This window comes from Microvirga sp. 2MCAF38, assembly GCF_052115485.1.
GTDB lineage: Bacteria > Pseudomonadota > Alphaproteobacteria > Rhizobiales > Beijerinckiaceae > Microvirga.
Map to the genome: position 1 here is coordinate 38,995 of NZ_JBFRGU010000001.1, position 17,043 is coordinate 56,037.

Consider the following 17,043-nt stretch of genomic DNA (forward strand, 5'->3'; position numbering starts at 1 on the left):
CGTTCCGGCTCTCCAGATCAACAAGATGGGAGGTCGCAGGCAAAAGCGGAAGACTCGATCTCTAACAAAGCCCGCGCCAAAGGTCGCGCCTCAATCGAGAATGTGCCAAAAAGCAAGAAAGCCCGGCGCAAGGCCGGGCTTTCGAAAAGCGTCGGTTCAGTGCGCTCTTAGGCGGCGAAAGGCTTGGCCATGAAGCCTTCGTAGGGCTTCAGAGCCTCGCGGGCGAGCGAGGAGTAGAGCTCGCCGAGCTTCGTCGACTGGGAGACGAAATCCTCATAAGCGCCGCGCAGATACGCGTTCTGGATTTCAACAGCCTTTTCCACGGACGAAGCGCCGGTGAGCTTCTGGAGCGTAGAGGAGCCGTTTTCGAAGCTCTTCTTGGCGTAATCGGCAGTTTCAGCGGCAATCTTCTGCGCGCTCTTCGAAAATGCGCCGAGCGCATTCACGGTTGCGTCCAGATTGTCCTGGCCGAGTTTCTGGGCTTGTTCGATACCTGGGAACATTTTCATTTTCAGCGCTGACGCTGTCCTCTTGCGAATGCTGTAGCTTACACGGTACAGTCATTATGTGTGCAGCGCACAATAAATGTCAAGGATCATTGTGCAGCGCACAAAATGTCGTTTCGTCACTCATGTTAACCCACCCGTAACCGCAAACTCCTACCGTCGAAGACTGTGTTGTGTCGGCAACGATCCCAATCAATGGGACGGCCGGCCAGGGCCTGAGACCTACGAGACAGGGACGGTAACAGGATGAATTTGGTTCGCGTTTGGGCAGGATCCAGGAAGATCGCAGTCGCCGTAGGCCTCACGGCCGCGGTCGCCGTTGCGCTTTCCTCGCCCGCTGAAGCCGCGCGCAAGAAGCGCTCAGCCGGTGGGGGCTACAATCCCCCCTATGCCACCATGGTCGTCGACGTGAAGACGGGGCGCACCCTTCAGGCGCTGAACGAAGACGAGTTGCGCCACCCGGCCTCCATCACGAAGGTGATGACGCTCTATCTGCTGTTCGAGCAACTCGAACAGGGCAAGCTGACGCTCAATACGCCCCTGCGCATTTCCGCCAACGCGGCCCGCCAGGCTCCGTCGAAGCTCAACCTGCCCGCAGGCAGCACGATCGAAGTCGAAGACGCGATTCTGGCTCTCGTCACGAAATCCGCCAACGACATCGCCGTGACCGTCGCGGAAAATCTCGGCGGCAGCGAGCAGGCTTTCGCCGAGCAGATGACGCGCAAGGCGCGGGCGCTCGGCATGAACCGCACGGTTTATCGCAACGCCTCCGGCCTTCCGAACCCCGGACAAGTCACGACGGCACGGGACCTCACTATTCTCGCCCGCGCGATCCAGGACCGGTTCCCGAAATATTATCCGTATTTCGGCACCCATGTGTTCCGCTATGCCGGCGCGAGCCACAAGAACCACAACAACCTGCTCGGTCGGGTTGAAGGCGTAGACGGCATCAAGACCGGCTTCACGAGCGCGTCGGGCTTCAATCTGATGACCAACGTGAAGACGGATGACCGTCACGTTGTCGCAATCGTCCTCGGCGGCCGCTCCGCCGGTAGTCGCGACAATGCCATGGCGTCGCTCATCGATGCCAACCTGGGGCGCGCCTATGCGGGCGCTCGCACCGCGCCTTCCATCGGGGACGGCGGTGGCCGCGTGATGGTGGCCGACGCCTCGCCGCTGCAACGCCCGGCGGTCATGCCGATGAATATCGAGACGATCGCAGCCACCCCCGCGCCGGTTGCGGTTCCCGTGCCTCCTCCGGCTCCTCAGCCGGTCGCGGAAGCCCCGGCACGCAAGCCGCTCGATCTGAATTCGCTCCGCCCTGTCGTTGCATCGGCGGCGGGCGCTTCGTCCACCACCACCCCTTCCTCTCCGGTGCGCTGGCAGAAGGGTCCCGATGCCCTACCGAAGGACACGCAGGCCTATGCCGCCCTGCACGCCGAAGCAGCCGCTCTGCCGCCTCAAGCCGTGATCGAGGCAAAGTCTCAGGAGAGCGTCCAGGCGGCTCTTGTACCTGCTCCTGCGCCCGTAAAGGTTGCCTCGCTCGAAACCAAAATGGAGCTGAAGGCTATCGAGCCCAAAGTTGAGCCCAAGGCAGTGGAAGCAAAGAAGCCCGCTCTCACCGCCTGGATCATCCAGCTCGGCGCGACGGATGACGAGGACAAAGCGAAGGACATTCTGGACTCCGCCAAGTCAAAGGCCGGCAAGATCCTTTTGAAGGCCTCGGCCTTCACCGAGAAGGTTTCCCGCGACGGTTCGACCCTCTACCGCGCGCGTTTCTCCGGGTTCAGTGAATCCGGTGAAGCCGAGAGCGCCTGTAAGGCCCTTAAGCGCAGCGGCTTCTCCTGCTTCGCCTCGCGGAGCTGATAAGACCCTAGACGACGGCATGTGTTTGATGCCGCCGTCTGCCCCATAACCGGATCGCGCGTGGAGTATCAGCGATGTCGGCTCAGCAGAACTTCTTTGGCCTGGTTGACCCGGGCCGCGAGGTACGTCGTTCCCCCCTGGTCGGGATGGAGCTTCTTCATCAGCGTGCGATACGCCCGCTGGATATCGTCGATGCTCGCCCCCGCTTGAAGCCCCAGGACTTCGTAGGCTTCCTCTTTCGTCATCGCGCCCGTTTGCGTCTGGCGGCGCGTCCCCGCGTCACCATTTCGCTGAGCGTGTTCACGCCAACCGGCAAACCGGCGGTCAAGATACGTCTCTAGAAGGGGAAGACCCTCCGGATCCATGGACCGGCACTCGTCATAGAGGCGGATAAGACCTGCCCTGTCGAGTTCATCCAGCTGGCGGCCGCTGAAGCTGCCGGCCAGCACAAGCCCGCGAACGGCCCCGGTTCCATGGTCGAGTTCGACTTCGATCAGGGCCGAGCGCATCCTCGAGATACGGTGCAGACCGTCCTGCCCGCCCTTGAGCTGCCAGGGCAGTGGGAATTTGGCCCAGCCCAGCGCCCAGGCACCGAGGCCGCCGAGGATGATCGCCATATCGAGGCGCCCTCTCGCGCCCAGAAGAATGGCCGCGCCGAGCGCACCAATCCCCCCGACGATCCGCAAGGCTCGCGCCATTGCCCCCGCATCGGTGCGGGCGAAGAATTTGGACAGCCACCATACGAGAGCGACCGCCGCGAGACCGTAAAGCAGCATCATGATTTCGATCCTGATGGGTTCATGTGATGTTTGCGGACCATCTTGTAAATGGAAAGATAGAAAGATTGGGATCGCGGGACATCCGTTTTGCTCCTGTCCCTATTGCATGATCTTTGCGGAAAACCGGCTTCCACTTTTCCGGATCATGCTTTTTGCCCCAGCATGATCTTTGCAGAAAACCGGCTTCCACTTTTCCGGATCATGCTTTAGCCACTCGGCAACAAACACGGGGAGGCCCTTATGACGTCGACGCCTGTTGTAGAGACCCTTGCCGATCTCCGGCGAACGGTTGCCGCCTGGAAGAAGGCGGGCGAGCGCGTCGCGCTGGTGCCGACCATGGGCGCGCTCCACGAAGGCCATCTCTCCCTCGCAAAGCTTGCACGCGAGCATGCCGAGCGGGTCGTCGTCTCGATCTTTGTGAACCCGACGCAATTCGCACCTAACGAGGATTTTTCCAAATACCCTCGCACCTTCGATGAGGATTGCCGCAAGCTCGCTGGCCTCGCCGATCTCGTTTATGCGCCGGGCGTGGAGACCATGTATCCGCCGGGCGACGCGACCTCGGTCAATGTCGCAGGCCCCGCCAGCGCGGACCTGGAGGACCGGTTCCGCCCGACCCATTTCAAAGGTGTCGCGACGGTGGTGGCGAAGTTCTTTCTTCAGGTTCAGCCGGACGTCGCGGTCTTCGGGGAAAAGGACTATCAGCAACTCCAGGTGATCCGCCGCATGGTCGCGGACCTGCACTTCCCCGTCGCCATCGTCCCCGGCCAGACCCTGCGCGAAGATAGCGGCCTCGCCATGTCGTCCCGCAACCGCTACCTGTCCGAGGACGAGCGCGAGCAGGCCACCGTTCTCAACCAGACGCTCAGGCAATGCGCTGAGGAAATTCGCGAGACCGGCGATGTGGATGGCGCGCTCGAGGCGGGCCGCGCCGTGTTGTCGAAGGCCGAATTCGAGATCGACTATCTCGAAGCGCGAGACGCCGAGACCCTAGGCCCCGCCTCCGACCTCTCCGGCAAAATCCGCATCCTCGTCGCTGCGCGGTTGGGTAAGACGCGTTTGATCGACAATATCGAGGCGTGAAAACGAATTGCTTGCTGGAGAATGGGAAGCCCTATCGAACGTTGAAGCCGCTGGAAGACCTCCAGCGTGAGATATCGGAGGCAGGTTTCGACGTTCGCGACAGCGCCTTGAACGTCAATCCATGGTGTGACCATGTCACCATGACGTGCCACCATCCCCGCAGATAGAGTCCGACGCTCTAATGCAACGTGCGCGCCGCGCCTCGCTGTTTCTCGCGTTTCCAGCTCTCGATCACGATACCATTGATGCCGGAATCCTGGAGACGACCGCTCAGATCAATGAAGTGGCGTTCGCACGTCACGACATCGACTTGAGCCTGCTGGTCCTTGGCCGTATCGTCTTCGTCGGCAGCAAAGCGCTCATAGGCCGCGGACATCTCCGCAAAGGCGAAGGCGACGGGCATCGTTCGAAAGATCGTCGAGAACTGAGTATCGAGATCGCCAGTTTCGAGGTCGCGCATCTGGACGAGATACCCGTCCTCGTGTTCGCAGACTTCGTAGCGCCAGTGCCGTCCCTCTGATGCTGTGAGAAGCATAGCCACCTCCACTCAGCTCTACTGTTGAGCCAATGCGGAGTGCGGTAAGGCGGTTCCATGCGCAAGGAGGTTAATCCTGTCGCACACTTCGGGGCCAGGCTCTCCCAGCCTCAATCAAAGGAGTTAGCGGCGGTACTCCGTATCCACCCGAACCCGGCCGCTGACCCGCACTTGCGTGCCGTTTCCGAGATCGATGAAGCCTCGCTCGCCCCTCTTGAGGCGGTTATCCACCTGCGGTTTCACATCTTTGCGAGTTGCGCAATCGGACGCCTGTTGGGCGGCAGCGCCCAAGGCCGGTTGAGGAAGCCGGCAATCCTTCGCCATGGCTGGGGAAGCCAGGAACAAGGCGGCAAGGGCCAAGGCGATCTGCGATCCCTTCATGGTTGGCTCCAATTTCATGTCACAATAGTCCAAGACCAGACAATTCGCGGCGCATCTCTTCCGGCATTTCGGCGAGATCGCCCGAATCACGCCCAAGATCGCGCGGAGCGTCCTTGGCCGCAAGATAACGCCACCCCTGGAACGGGCGATAGGGGCGCGGCTCGACCGGAATCACCTTCGGTTCGAGCACCAGACGACAACGCCCGATCCCCTCGCCATCCGTGAAGGGGCGGATATCGAGAAGCGTCTGCCGGGCAGCCACGTGCCCCTTGATCACCCAATAGAGCGAGCCGCCATCGAGCAATTCCTCGACACGCTTGGGCACCATGCGGGTGGTATGCGTCTGCTCGAAGTCGCGCTTGAGCCGACGGCTCAGCGCCCTGTTCTCCTCGATCCATTCATCGAGGTCGGAGATCGACTCGCAGCCGACGCAAAGCTTGATCAGATGAAGCGGCATGACGCTCTTCAACCACGGTTCGGACGCTCAGGAAAGCCGGGCGATGGGCCGCAGCTTATTCATCCACTTTAAGAGAAATAAGGCGTGCCCCCTCGGCAACCTGTGCCCCCTCCTCCGCCAGGACTTCGGCAATCTCGCCGGAGAGCGGCGCGACGAGCGGATGCTCCATCTTCATCGCCTCGACGATGGCCAGCCGCTGCCCCTTCTCCACGATATCGCCCGGTTTCACGAACAGAGCGATCAGCTTGCCATGCATGGGCGCTTTGACTGCGCTACCCGCATCCATGTGTTCGAGATCGACATCGAAGGGGTCGAACATCCGAACCGATGTCTGGCGCCCGTTCCGAAGAACCAGCATTTCGTCTTGCGGGGTTGCCTTCTTACCTGCAGCGACAATCGTCACGCCCAATTCAGGCGCACGTGTTGGAGCGGCATAAGGATCCAGCCAGTTCGCCTCGAAAGCTTTCTCCCACCAATCGGAATATTCCGATGACGGGGCGATCGGCCCTAGGCCGATGGCGGACTTGCCCTTGAACAGGGCTGCCGAGTCGGGGAGCCATTCCATTACGCCATCGACCGTTTCACCGTTGACCACGGCACGAATCCCGCGTCGCCAATGCCCACTCAAAAGGAAACCGTCCAATGCAGCCCAGGGGCTTCTGCGAAGAGGGAGATTGAGGTTTGCCTTTTGAAGCCGCGACAATCGAAGAACCTCGCTTCCGACGAGTTCTGTCAGCCCATAAATTGCAGCCTGAAGATCCACCGGCTGGGGCACCGCGCCGAGCGCTTGCAGATTGCGGTCGATGAAGCCCGTGTCGAAGGGTCCGGTCCGGAATTCCTTGGCCTCGCAGAGGTTCTTCAGGAACGCCACGTTCGTCTTCGGTCCGGCGACGATGGTGTGCTCTAGGGCTGCTGCCAACCGGTCCAGCGCTTCGTCGCGGGTCGTGCCATGGGCGATGATTTTGGCGATCATCGGGTCGTAGAACGGCGTGACCGTGTCACCCGCTTGCACGCCTGTATCGATGCGGATGCCCTCGCCTTCCGGGAATTCCAGGGCCCAGAGCTTGCCGGTGGAGGGCAGAAAATCTCTCTCGGGATCTTCCGCGTAGAGCCGCGCCTCGACCGCGTGGCCCTTGATGGTCAGATCGTCCTGCTGGAACGTCAGAGGCTCGCCCGACGCCGCACGGAATTGCAGTTCCACGAGGTCGAGACCGGTGATCGCTTCCGTCACCGGATGCTCCACCTGAAGGCGGGTGTTCATCTCCATGAAATAGAACCGGTCGGGGCGTAAGCCCTCGCGACCATCGGCGATGAACTCGACCGTGCCGGCACCCACGTAGCCTACCGCACGTGCTGCCTCGACGGCGGCGTTGCCCATGATAGCGCGCATCTCGGGTGTCATGCCGGGAGCGGGCGCTTCCTCGATCACCTTCTGATGGCGACGCTGGAGCGAACAATCGCGTTCGAACAGATGCACCACGTTGCCGTGCCTATCCGCGAAGACCTGAATCTCCACATGGCGGGGGGAAAGGATGTATTTTTCCACCAGCACACGCGGATCGCCGAAGGCGCTCTGGGCCTCGCGCTGGGCGCTTTCCAGAGCGGCATCGAAATCGGCGGCCTTGTCGACGCGGCGCATACCCTTGCCGCCGCCGCCGGCGACCGCCTTGATGAGGACCGGATAGCCGATCTCGTAAGCCTTCTGGCGCAGGAAGTCGGGTTCCTGTTTCGCACCGTGATAGCCGGGAACGACCGGCACATTCGCCTTCTGGACAAGCGCCTTCGCCGCATCCTTCAGGCCCATGGCGCGGATCGCAGCCGGCGGCGGGCCGATGAAGGCGATGCCGTTCTTGAGGCAGGCTTCCGCGAATTCGGCGCGCTCGGAGAGAAAACCGTAGCCGGGATGGATGGAAGCCGCGCGGCTCGCCTTGGCGACCTCGATGATCCTGTCGATTTGCAGATAGCTTTCACGCGCGGGCGGCGGGCCGATCGGATGGGCCTCGTCCGCCATACGCACGAACAAGGCATCGGCATCCGCCTCCGAATAGACGGCAATGGTCCTGATGCCGAGACGCTTGGCGGTGCGAATGATGCGGCAGGCGATTTCGCCGCGATTGGCAATAAGAACACTCTCAAGCATGCGGCTCCCCGATCCGTTGGCGAAGGTCGGACGTTCCCCTAGCTAGAGCAAAAGAGCCGCGCCTTGTCACCCTCGATCCGACCCGTTCACATCCCGACACAAGGCGTAGACCGCGCCGAACCCTCTCTCGCGCCCAGCGCTCTCTCCAGCGACCTGCCCTTAAAAACCTTCCTCTCAATCAAGAATCCTCTTTTGAACAGAGAATCTCCTCTTGCCCCGTGCGCAGCGACTCGCTAGCTTCTTGCAACTCGCTCGCAACTGCAGAAAGCCCGCAGATGGATTCCTCACGCCCGACCTCTTTGTCTCCCGATACTGGTTGGCGTAGGGCCAGAGATATGCCCTCGCTGCCGGAGGTAAGCCGTTCCATCGCGGTTCGGCCGGGCTCCACCTGGAAACGCGCTGCGGCCTTTCTCGGACCGGGCTATCTTGTGGCCGTCGGCTACATGGACCCCGGCAACTGGGCCACATCCATCGCGGGCGGCGCCAAATACGGCTACGCACTTCTGTCCGTTGCCTTGATCTCCAATCTCATGGCGGTCGTCCTGCAAGCCCTCTGCGCGCGTCTTGCCGTGGCGAGCGGGCGCGATCTCGCACAGGCCTGCCGGGACGCCTACCCGGCGCCTGTCGCCTGGGGTTTGTGGGCCCTGGCGGAACTTGCCATCTGCGCGACGGATCTGGCCGAGGTAATTGGCACGGCCATCGGTCTGAATCTCCTTTTCGGTGTTCCGCTCGAAATCGGCGTCCTGATCACGGCGCTCGATGTGTTCCTGATCCTCTACCTGCAAAATCTTGGGTTCCGCTGGGTGGAAGCCTTCGTGATCACGCTTCTCGGGGTCATTGCGGTCTGTTTCGGTATTCAGATCGCCATGGCGAACCCTGAATGGAGCGGCGTCATTCGCGGCTTTGCGCCCACCACCGAGATCGTCACCAATCCGGACATGCTCTATTTGGCGCTTGGCATTCTCGGCGCGACGGTCATGCCGCATAACCTCTATCTGCATTCCGGCATCGTGCAGACGCGCGCCTATGGCGAAACCCTGCCCCAGCGGCGTGAGGCCCTGCGCTTCGCAACGCTCGATTCGACCCTTGCGCTGACGTTTGCGCTGGTCATTAACGCTTCCCTTCTGGTCCTTGCTGCGGCTGCGTTCCACCACACGGGACGCACGGAGATTGCCGAACTCGGTGAGGCACAATCCCTGCTCGCGCCGCTTCTCGGCTCGGCTATCGCGCCGACCTTGTTCGGTCTGTCACTTCTCTGCTGCGGCCTGAACTCCACCGTCACGGCGACCATGGCGGGACAGATCGTCATGGAGGGCTTCATCAACTTCAAGCTCGCGCCCTGGCTACGCCGCCTCGTGACCCGCAGTATCGCCATCGTGCCGGCTGCGGCGGTGACCATCGCCTATGGTGAGAGCGGGACCGCGAAGCTCCTAATCTTCAGTCAAGTGATCCTGAGCCTGCAACTGCCCTTCGCCGTGATCCCGTTGGTGACCATGACAGCCTCGAAGCGGAAGATGGGCGAATTGGTAAGTCCGCTCTGGCTCTCCACCATAGCCTTCGTCATCGCCGCGATCATCGTCGCGCTCAACGTGAAGCTGCTGGTGGATTTTGCCACGGGATGAGCGCTGCTCTGAGACCGATGAACGAGAACCCAGCAAACATCAGCAACAACGGATCCAGCGGCAGGCGGTAGCGAGGAATGCCGTGCGTCACGGCATTGACGGCCGCGAAATAGACGATGATGATGAGCAAAGGCGCGACCAGCACGAGTTGCGCCTTTTTCATTTTGAGCAGCCCCAGCGCCGCCATAACCATGACCGGGAACGTGGTCGCGAAAGCCAGAATATTCACGGCACCCGACTGAGAGCCCGGCAGCGGGCTCCAGAAGCGCAGGAACCGATCCACGCAGCGCCACATCCAATGCAGTGGATTATCGCGAATGTACTGCATCGCGGTCGCCACCATGGCGTTATCGCGCGCGATGGGATCGAGAATGTTGGAAAACTGTTCCCAAGCCGGCGCCAGCGCTTCGAAATTTAGCCCGACGCTGTCGAAGAGCGGTGTGTTCTCGATGATCAGGAGATTGCCCGTCGTCACGCTGAGACGCACGAAGCGGTGATAGAGCAGCCAATTGTGCCACCACCAGGGGGCCATCAGAACCACATAGACACCAGCATAGAGGAGAAGACGCTTCACAATCGGCCTGACCTGCCCCTCCCCCCGTGCGAAACAGAACGCAACGATGAGCAAGGGAGCCGCAAGATCGAGGATCGGCTTGATCAGAATCGAGCAGACGAGAACGACCGATCCGATGAAAAAGTTTCCTCGATAAAATGCGAGGCAAGCGAGCAGCAGCAGGAAAATATAGAGCGTCTCGCTCAGGCGCATGTTCGCGTAGAAAACGATGAGCGGGTACACGCAGAAAATCAGCGACGCGAAAAGCGCCGCAACGCGCGAGCGAAAAAGCTCGAAAGTGAGAAGATAGAGAAGCCCCGCCGAGAGCGCGGACACGAAGATCTGAAAAGTGAGGATGTACTTATATCCGAACGCCGCGATCAGGATCGGATAAAGCGGCATGTAGTTGAACGAGGACATGCGCCCTGTGGCCAAAAGCGCTTGCCCCGTCTCCAGATAGACAGCCGTGTCCGGCCAATCCCGGTTCGGGGCATAGAGATGCCAGAGGATGCGCGCGACAAGAGCGACAAGCGTGACGAGGAGCACGTCGCGCTTGATGAAGCGCGTATCGCTTTCGCCTGAACCAAGACCATCCATCCTAAACTCTTGAAGCAACCCAGGCACCGCTCTCATCTCGCTTTTGCTGTCCATAATCGCCGCTCTCTGTCGATCAGTATGCCGAGGATAAGGCATTGGCCGAGCGCCATTTGAGATCCGTCAAAATTCCGACCGGCAGCAGTGCGGCGGCCGGCGTTGTCGGAATTCCAGCCGCGTCCAAAAGATCCGCAACCCAATGATTGCAGACCCGAAAAAGGTTGAAATCGCCAATGGCCCGGTAAAACAGGCTCGGCCCATAAAGGCCCGGGCCGAGAGCTTCCGGCTGACGGTCAGGGCCGAGCGCAAAAGTGCTGTTGGCCCGCGACAGCAGACGCGCGAGGCCGGACTTCGAAATCCTGATCCGGGTCACATTGTCGAAAAATCGCTCCGGCCGATCTTCGATGCCGACCACATGCAGAACCGATCCGCTGCCCGGGCCGGAAAGCGCCTTGAGCGCTAGCTGCCACTGCATGGAAGCCGCGCTCGGTGTTGCGCGATAGAAATCGGCGTCGCCCCACCCGATCTCGATCCAATCGTAATGCTGGAAACGCGTCACAACGGGAATCAGAGCAGCCAACCCATCATTTCCCGCGACGGAGGCCATGGCGGGAAGCGGGATGGCCAATCCCGCATGGTAGCCGTTGCTGATGAGGGCGATGTCGAGACCGTCCTCACCGGCGGGAAAGAGTTTTGGATCGCTCGGCCTTGCCGTGACGATGACAACCGCGACGAACGCGAGCAGCAGCGCGATGCAGCCGCTCACGGCTCCTCGCAGAACGCGCCTCACACGTCGTCTTTCAGACGGTTGAGCGCTTCCTCGATCTTCGCCTTGCGGGCGAGCGCTTCGTCGCGACGCTCACGCTGTTCGTCGATGACCTCTTCCGGCGCACGCTTGATGAAATCCGCGTTTCCGAGTTTGGCGTCGATCTTCGCGACTTCTCCGTCGAGCTTCACGATTTCCTTGGCGAGACGTGCACGTTCCGCCGAGAGATCGACCACACCTTCCAGCGGAAGGGCCGCGACTTCGCCGCGAATGAGAAGCTGCACCGAACTCTTGGGAGCCGCATCCGCGTGATTGATCTCGGAGATGCGCGCCAGACGCTTGATCATGTCGCCCCAACGCTCCGCGCGGGCACGAACGTCAGCGGAAGCCGCGACGAGCACGAGCGGGATCTGCGAGCCGGCCGGAACGTTCGTCTCAGAGCGCGCCGAGCGGATTTCGGTGACGAGATCGACGACCCATCCGATTTCGGCCTCGGCCGCCGCATTCGTCAAACCGTCGAGATGCGACCACGTGGCAAGCGCCAGAACGCTTTCGCGCGTCGGACCTTCGGTGCCCTTGATCGCCCACAGCTCCTCCGTGAGGAAGGGCATGAACGGATGCAGGAGCTTGCAGATCTCATCGAAGATGAAGGCGATGGTGGCGCGCGTCTCGTCCTTCGCGAGCGAATCCGCGCCTTGCAGCACGGGCTTTGCGAGTTCGAGCGTCCAATCGCAGAACACGTTCCAGACGAAGCGATAGGCTGCATTCGCCGCTTCGTTGAACTTGTAGGCTTCGATGCCGGCGGTCACCTCAGCTACGGCCTTGGCGCATTCGCTCAAGGCCCATTGATTGAGGGTTTCCTTGACGGCCCTTGGATCGAACCCGGCAACGCGGGCGCAACCATTCATTTCGGCAAAGCGCGCGGCGTTCCAGATCTTGGTCGCGAAATTGCGGTAACCTTCGACGCGCTGAACGCTCAGCTTGATGTCGCGCCCTTGCGCCGCCATGGCGGAGAGGGTCATGCGCATGGCGTCCGCGCCGAACTGGTCGATGATGTCGAGTGGATCGAGCACATTGCCTTTCGACTTCGACATCTTCGCGCCCTTCTCGTCGCGGACGAGGGCGTGGATGTAGACGGTGTCGAACGGCACTTCATCCATGAAGTGCAGGCCCATCATCATCATGCGGGCGACCCAGAAGAAGATGATGTCGAAACCGGTCACGAGAGTGTTCGTCGGATAATAGCGCTTGAGTTCCGGCGTCTTATCGGGCCAGCCGAGCGTCGAGAACGGCCACAGGGCGGACGAGAACCACGTGTCGAGCACGTCCTCGTCACGCGTCAGCGGAACGTCGACGCCATACCGCTCAAACGCTTCGGCCTTTGCCTCTTCTTCGCTCAGGGCGACATAGACGTTGTTGTCCGCATCGTACCATGCAGGGATCTGGTGCCCCCACCAGAGCTGACGCGAAACGCACCACGGTTCGATGTTTTCAAGCCACTGGAAGTAGGTCTTCTCCCAATTCTCCGGCACGAACTTCGTCTTGCCGTCGCGCACCACGCCCAGAGCGCGTTCGGCGAGCGGCTTCACGTTCACGTACCACTGATCGGTGAGATAAGGCTCGATGACCACATTCGAGCGGTCGCCGTGCGGCACCATGTGGGTGTGAGCTTCGATCTCCACGAGATCGCCGCGCTCTTCCAGCATGGCGACGATGCGCTTGCGCGCCTCGGCGCGATCCACGCCGTCGAGAGTGAGAACCGCATCGAGATCGGCGGAGGACGGCACGCCGTCGAAGAAGGCCTCGTTGCCCTTGAGTTGCAGGGCCGCCTCCGTGTTGAGCACGTTGATCAGCGGCAGCTTGTGGCGTTTGCCCACATCGAAATCGTTGAAATCGTGCGCCGGCGTAATCTTCACCGCGCCGGTGCCCTTCTCCGGGTCGGAATATTCGTCCGCGACGATCGGAATACGGCGTCCGACGAGCGGCAGGATCGCGAACTTGCCGACGAGATCCTTGTAGCGTTCGTCGCTCGGATGCACGGCCACCGCCACGTCACCGAGCATGGTCTCGGGGCGGGTCGTGGCGACCGTGATGAAGCGGCCCGGTTGACCTTCGATGGGATAGCGGATGTGCCAGAGGCTGCCCTTGATCTCGATCTGCTGCACTTCGAGGTCGGAAATCGCGGTCTGGAACTTGGGATCCCAATTCACAAGGCGCTTGTCCTTGTAGATCAGGCCCTGCTTGTAGAGATCGACGAAGACCTTGAGGACGGCCTTCGACAGGCCCTCGTCCATGGTAAAGCGCTCGCGTGACCAGTCGCAGGACGCGCCGAGGCGGATCAGCTGCTCCTTGATCCGGCCGCCGGATTCTTCCTTCCACTCCCAGATGCGCTTGACGAACTCCTCGCGGCCGAGTTGCCGGCGATGAATCTGGTTCTCCATGAGCTTGCGCTCGACGACCATCTGCGTCGCGATACCCGCGTGATCCATGCCGGGCTGCCACAGCACGTCACGCCCCCGCATGCGCTCGAAGCGACAGAGAATGTCCTGCAGCGTGTTGTTGAGCGCGTGCCCCATATGGAGCGAACCGGTCACGTTCGGCGGCGGAATGACGATGGTATAGGGCTTGGCGTCCTTGCGGTCGGCGCGGCCCGCCTTGAAGGCCTCGGCCTCCTCCCAGCGGTCGGCGATACGCGCCTCGACGGCGGCAGGATCGAACGTCTTATCCATCATGGCAAAAACCAACGGTTTGGCGCACAAAAAGGCGCAAGCATGTCGGCTACAAACCGGACGCTTCTATCGAAGTCAACAGATGCCCGGAAAAACTCAGCGGCGAGAGCGTGCCGCGCGCTCGATTTCTTCCCGTACCAGCCGTTCGACGACAGGTGGAAGGTTCTCGTCGAGCCAGGTTTTCAGCATGGGGCGGAGCATCTCCCGCACGATATCCTCAATCGTCCGGGCCGTGCTGGTGGCCGGGGTCGGAGAGCCGAGCTTGCCGAAAGTCTGGGAAATCGAGTGGCTTGCAACCTCGGAGAGCAACCCTCCCTCAGGCACGGACGCCGGGTCCCGTTTCAATGCAGGCGATACGACGCGCTCAAGTGCCCTCTCGGCCAAGATCTGAGGCTTGACCGGCTTGCCCTCCGGAGAGGCCGGAATCTCGACTCTGTAAGGACGAGGCTCGACCGGCTCCGGTACCGCCGGGGAGATTTGAGTCTCCGACAGATCGGGCTTCAGCTCGGAAGAGAAGATCTGCGGCTCTGCCTGATTCAAGACGCGCTCGTCAGCAGGGGCCTCGTCGTGCCCGTCGCTCCGCATGTCATCCTGATCGTCGGCAATGATCCGCCGTATGGAGGCGAGAATCTCCTCCATGGAGGGCTCCTGAAGCTTCGGACTTGCTGAATTCATCGCCGCATCCGGATCAAAAAAGACGGGAGGGAATCATCCCTCCCCCTGATCATCACTATTTCACGCGATCATTACGAAGCAAGCTGCGCCGGGCACTTATCCCGACGGATCAACGACCGTCAGGCGTTGTCAACCCGAACCAAGCGTCCTTGACCTGATCGAAATGCACCTTGGCGCTGTAATGATTGACAGCAAGTCCAAGCGCGCGAGAATTCAGACGACCGGAAGCCTGAACGACGGCGTATGACGCGACCACCCGATCACGCTGAGCGGTGATGAGAGTGACGCGCGCATTCAGGAGTTCCTGCTGCGCGTTCAACACATCCAGAGTTGTGCGCTGACCGACGCGAGCTTCTTCGCGAACGCCATTCAACGCCACTTCCGATGCCTCGACCTGCGCCTGGGCAGCGATGATCTGTGCTCGCGCTGCCTCGAGCTGACCCCATGAGGAGATCACGGCAGCCCGAACCTGATCGCGAATGGAATCGGCTTCCAGGCGACGCTGGCCAGCGGTTTCCTTGGCCTGACGCGTGCTCGCGGAGGCAAGACCGCCGTCATAGATCGGCACACTCAACTGCGCGAAGACAGAGGCGTTGATAACCTTGTCACCGACGAGCTGAGAGTCGTAACGCTCGGAAACCGATCCGCGAAGACCAACGGATGGAGCCAGTGCGCCTTCCTCGATCTTGACCTGCAATTCGGCGACATCGACACTGTGCAAGGCGGCTTTGATAGCCGGATGCTCGGTGAGGGCGACTTTCAGCGTGGCGTCGAGATTGGACGAGAGCAGGCGATCCAACGGACGTCCGGGAGCCAGTTGCTTCGGCTCGACACCGATCACCTGACGATATGTCGCGACACTCGTACGAAGATTTGCCTCGGCAAGACTGACTTGCGATCGAGCGGCTGCCAGACGCGATTCGGCCTGCGCAACGTCGGTGCGGGTCACCTCGCCCACATTGAACCGGTCGCGGGTCTGGCGCAGCTGTTCTTCGAGAACGTCGACGTTGTTGCGCTGGAGATCGAGGATCGCCGTATCCCGCAAGACGTTCATATAGGCTTGAGCGGAATTGAAGAGTGTATTCTGCTCGTTGTTCGTCAGGCTTTCCCGAGATCCCAAAACGGACGATTCAGCCTGCCGCACGGAGTTTACCGTGCGAAATCCGTTGAAGATCGATTGCTCGATCTGAATGCCATAGCCGCGCGGGTTCAGTCTCTCGATCGTGCTGTTGCGTCCGTTTGGGGGCTCATATTCCGAAAAGGTTCGGCCTGCGTCTGCGGTGCCTGTCACAGTCGGACGGTAACCGGACTTCGCCCGAGCCACATTTTCGTCAGTGGCGCGAACGCTGGCTCGCACGGCATTCAGGTCCGGATTGTTGACATAGGCCTTCGACATGGCGCTTTCCAGCGTCTCCGCCGAGGCGGCCCCGATGCCTGCAAGAACAATCGTCGAAGTCATCGCTCCGAGAAAAGAAAGACGACTTCTCAAAATTCGCTTCATTGCCACGCTACCTGCCCCAGAGCCGAAACGGCTGAACCGTTGTCGGGAGCCAAAAAATTTACGCATGCATACATTTACTCAAGCGCGACAATAACCATCGCGACTGAGTCGACAACAAGATGCATGTAACCACTTAACATTTTCATGATCGAGTGCCGCAAAAAAGCGACACATGATCATGAGCTTAGAATACAAAACCAAGCTTAGCTTGGAAAGCCGTAAGGGCAGGTGCCGCAGCATTAAAGAGCGACCGTGCCCCAAAAGCATCGCCCGAGCGCACATAAAGCGTCGCCTGCGCAGCACCGCCCTGCCCCTGGACACAGACAAGCTTGCCGTTTTCCGAAAGCTGCTCCAGCAGGGATTCGGGCTTAACGCCGACCGAACCGTTGATGAGGATCGCGCCATAGGGAGCGCCGGCGGGATAACCCTTGTCGAGGGGGCCGGCCTTGATATCCACGCCGGAGACGCCTGCGGCCGCCAGCGTGTCGCGGGCGAGACCCGCGATGGCCTCGTCAGCCTCCAACCCGACCACATTGGCGCCCAACTTGGCCATCACCGCCGATGAGTAGCCGCGTCCGCAGGCTACATCGAGAACCTTCGCTCCCGGCTCGATATCGAGCGCCTGGATCATGCGGGCCAGAACCATCGGGGAGAGCATGAACCGTGGCTCGGGGCCGTTCGTGACCGGAACATTCTGATCGATATAGGCGAGATCCTCGCGCCCAGGGGGGGCGAACCGTTCCCGGGGAACGGCATCCATGGCGTCGAGAAGGGGAATATCGTTGACGTCGAATGTGCGCAGTTGGCTATCGACCATCGTGCGGCGCGCTTGCGCGAAATCGACCATGGATGCCTC

15 protein-coding genes are annotated in these 17,043 nt (G+C 61.0%); 3 read left to right on the forward strand and 12 right to left on the reverse strand.

The window, feature by feature from the left end:
- Positions 1 to 167: 167 nt before the first annotated feature.
- Positions 168 to 503 (reverse strand): phasin family protein, encoded by a 336-nt coding sequence (locus tag AB4072_RS00195; protein WP_441964894.1) that lies wholly within the window; start codon positions 501 to 503, stop codon positions 168 to 170.
- A 249-nt stretch (positions 504 to 752) separates the two neighbouring features.
- Between AB4072_RS00195 and AB4072_RS00200 the strand changes: the two genes are divergently transcribed.
- On the forward strand, positions 753 to 2,372 hold the full coding sequence (locus AB4072_RS00200; RefSeq protein WP_441964895.1) for a serine hydrolase: 1,620 nt from the start codon (positions 753 to 755) through the stop codon (positions 2,370 to 2,372).
- A gap of 68 nt (positions 2,373 to 2,440) precedes the next feature.
- Here AB4072_RS00200 and AB4072_RS00205 read toward each other — a convergent pair whose 3' ends face one another.
- On the reverse strand, positions 2,441 to 3,151 hold the full coding sequence (locus AB4072_RS00205; RefSeq protein ID WP_441964896.1) for a DnaJ domain-containing protein: 711 nt from the start codon (positions 3,149 to 3,151) through the stop codon (positions 2,441 to 2,443).
- A 240-nt stretch (positions 3,152 to 3,391) separates the two neighbouring features.
- Here AB4072_RS00205 and panC point away from each other — a divergent pair, with 240 nt between their 5' ends.
- Positions 3,392 to 4,234, forward strand: a complete 843-nt coding sequence (panC, locus tag AB4072_RS00210) for a pantoate--beta-alanine ligase (protein ID WP_441964897.1) — start codon at positions 3,392 to 3,394, stop codon at positions 4,232 to 4,234.
- A gap of 178 nt (positions 4,235 to 4,412) precedes the next feature.
- Here the strand turns inward: panC and AB4072_RS00215 are convergent, their stop codons facing one another.
- The 4 genes from AB4072_RS00215 to AB4072_RS00230 all read right to left on the reverse strand — a co-directional run bounded on the left by AB4072_RS00215 (position 4,413) and on the right by AB4072_RS00230 (position 7,747).
- The gene (locus AB4072_RS00215) at positions 4,413 to 4,769 is read right to left on the reverse strand and encodes a hypothetical protein (protein ID WP_441964898.1); all 357 of its coding nucleotides are present in this window, start codon (positions 4,767 to 4,769) and stop codon (positions 4,413 to 4,415) included.
- Between the two features lie 123 nt (positions 4,770 to 4,892).
- Positions 4,893 to 5,150 (reverse strand): hypothetical protein, encoded by a 258-nt coding sequence (locus AB4072_RS00220; protein WP_441964899.1) that lies wholly within the window; start codon positions 5,148 to 5,150, stop codon positions 4,893 to 4,895.
- 19 nt (positions 5,151 to 5,169) lie between these two features.
- The gene (locus tag AB4072_RS00225) at positions 5,170 to 5,607 is read right to left on the reverse strand and encodes a DUF1489 family protein (protein ID WP_441964900.1); all 438 of its coding nucleotides are present in this window, start codon (positions 5,605 to 5,607) and stop codon (positions 5,170 to 5,172) included.
- Positions 5,608 to 5,662: 55 nt separating this feature from the next.
- Positions 5,663 to 7,747: an acetyl/propionyl/methylcrotonyl-CoA carboxylase subunit alpha gene (locus tag AB4072_RS00230; protein ID WP_441964901.1), complete on the reverse strand. Its 2,085-nt coding sequence runs from the start codon at positions 7,745 to 7,747 to the stop codon at positions 5,663 to 5,665.
- A gap of 275 nt (positions 7,748 to 8,022) precedes the next feature.
- Between AB4072_RS00230 and AB4072_RS00235 the strand changes: the two genes are divergently transcribed.
- The gene (locus tag AB4072_RS00235) at positions 8,023 to 9,369 is read left to right on the forward strand and encodes an Nramp family divalent metal transporter (protein WP_441964902.1); all 1,347 of its coding nucleotides are present in this window, start codon (positions 8,023 to 8,025) and stop codon (positions 9,367 to 9,369) included.
- Here AB4072_RS00235 and AB4072_RS00240 read toward each other — a convergent pair.
- The 6 genes from AB4072_RS00240 to AB4072_RS00265 all read right to left on the reverse strand — a co-directional run bounded on the left by AB4072_RS00240 (position 9,332) and on the right by AB4072_RS00265 (position 17,034).
- Positions 9,332 to 10,519, reverse strand: coding sequence for a hypothetical protein (locus AB4072_RS00240; RefSeq protein WP_441964903.1), 1,188 nt, complete (start codon positions 10,517 to 10,519; stop codon positions 9,332 to 9,334). The genes AB4072_RS00235 and AB4072_RS00240 overlap by 38 nt on opposite strands.
- A 73-nt stretch (positions 10,520 to 10,592) precedes the next feature.
- A complete protein-coding gene (locus AB4072_RS00245; RefSeq protein WP_441964904.1) occupies positions 10,593 to 11,282 on the reverse strand; it encodes a DUF2459 domain-containing protein in 690 nt (229 codons plus the stop codon).
- A 20-nt stretch (positions 11,283 to 11,302) separates the two neighbouring features.
- Positions 11,303 to 14,014, reverse strand: a complete 2,712-nt coding sequence (locus AB4072_RS00250; protein ID WP_441964905.1) for a valine--tRNA ligase — start codon at positions 14,012 to 14,014, stop codon at positions 11,303 to 11,305.
- Between the two features lie 93 nt (positions 14,015 to 14,107).
- Positions 14,108 to 14,650 (reverse strand): DUF2497 domain-containing protein, encoded by a 543-nt coding sequence (locus tag AB4072_RS00255; protein ID WP_441964906.1) that lies wholly within the window; start codon positions 14,648 to 14,650, stop codon positions 14,108 to 14,110.
- Positions 14,651 to 14,795: 145 nt separating this feature from the next.
- On the reverse strand, positions 14,796 to 16,187 hold the full coding sequence (locus tag AB4072_RS00260; protein WP_441964907.1) for a TolC family outer membrane protein: 1,392 nt from the start codon (positions 16,185 to 16,187) through the stop codon (positions 14,796 to 14,798).
- A 184-nt stretch (positions 16,188 to 16,371) separates the two neighbouring features.
- On the reverse strand, positions 16,372 to 17,034 hold the full coding sequence (locus tag AB4072_RS00265) for a protein-L-isoaspartate O-methyltransferase family protein (RefSeq protein ID WP_441964908.1): 663 nt from the start codon (positions 17,032 to 17,034) through the stop codon (positions 16,372 to 16,374).
- Positions 17,035 to 17,043 lie beyond the last annotated feature (9 nt).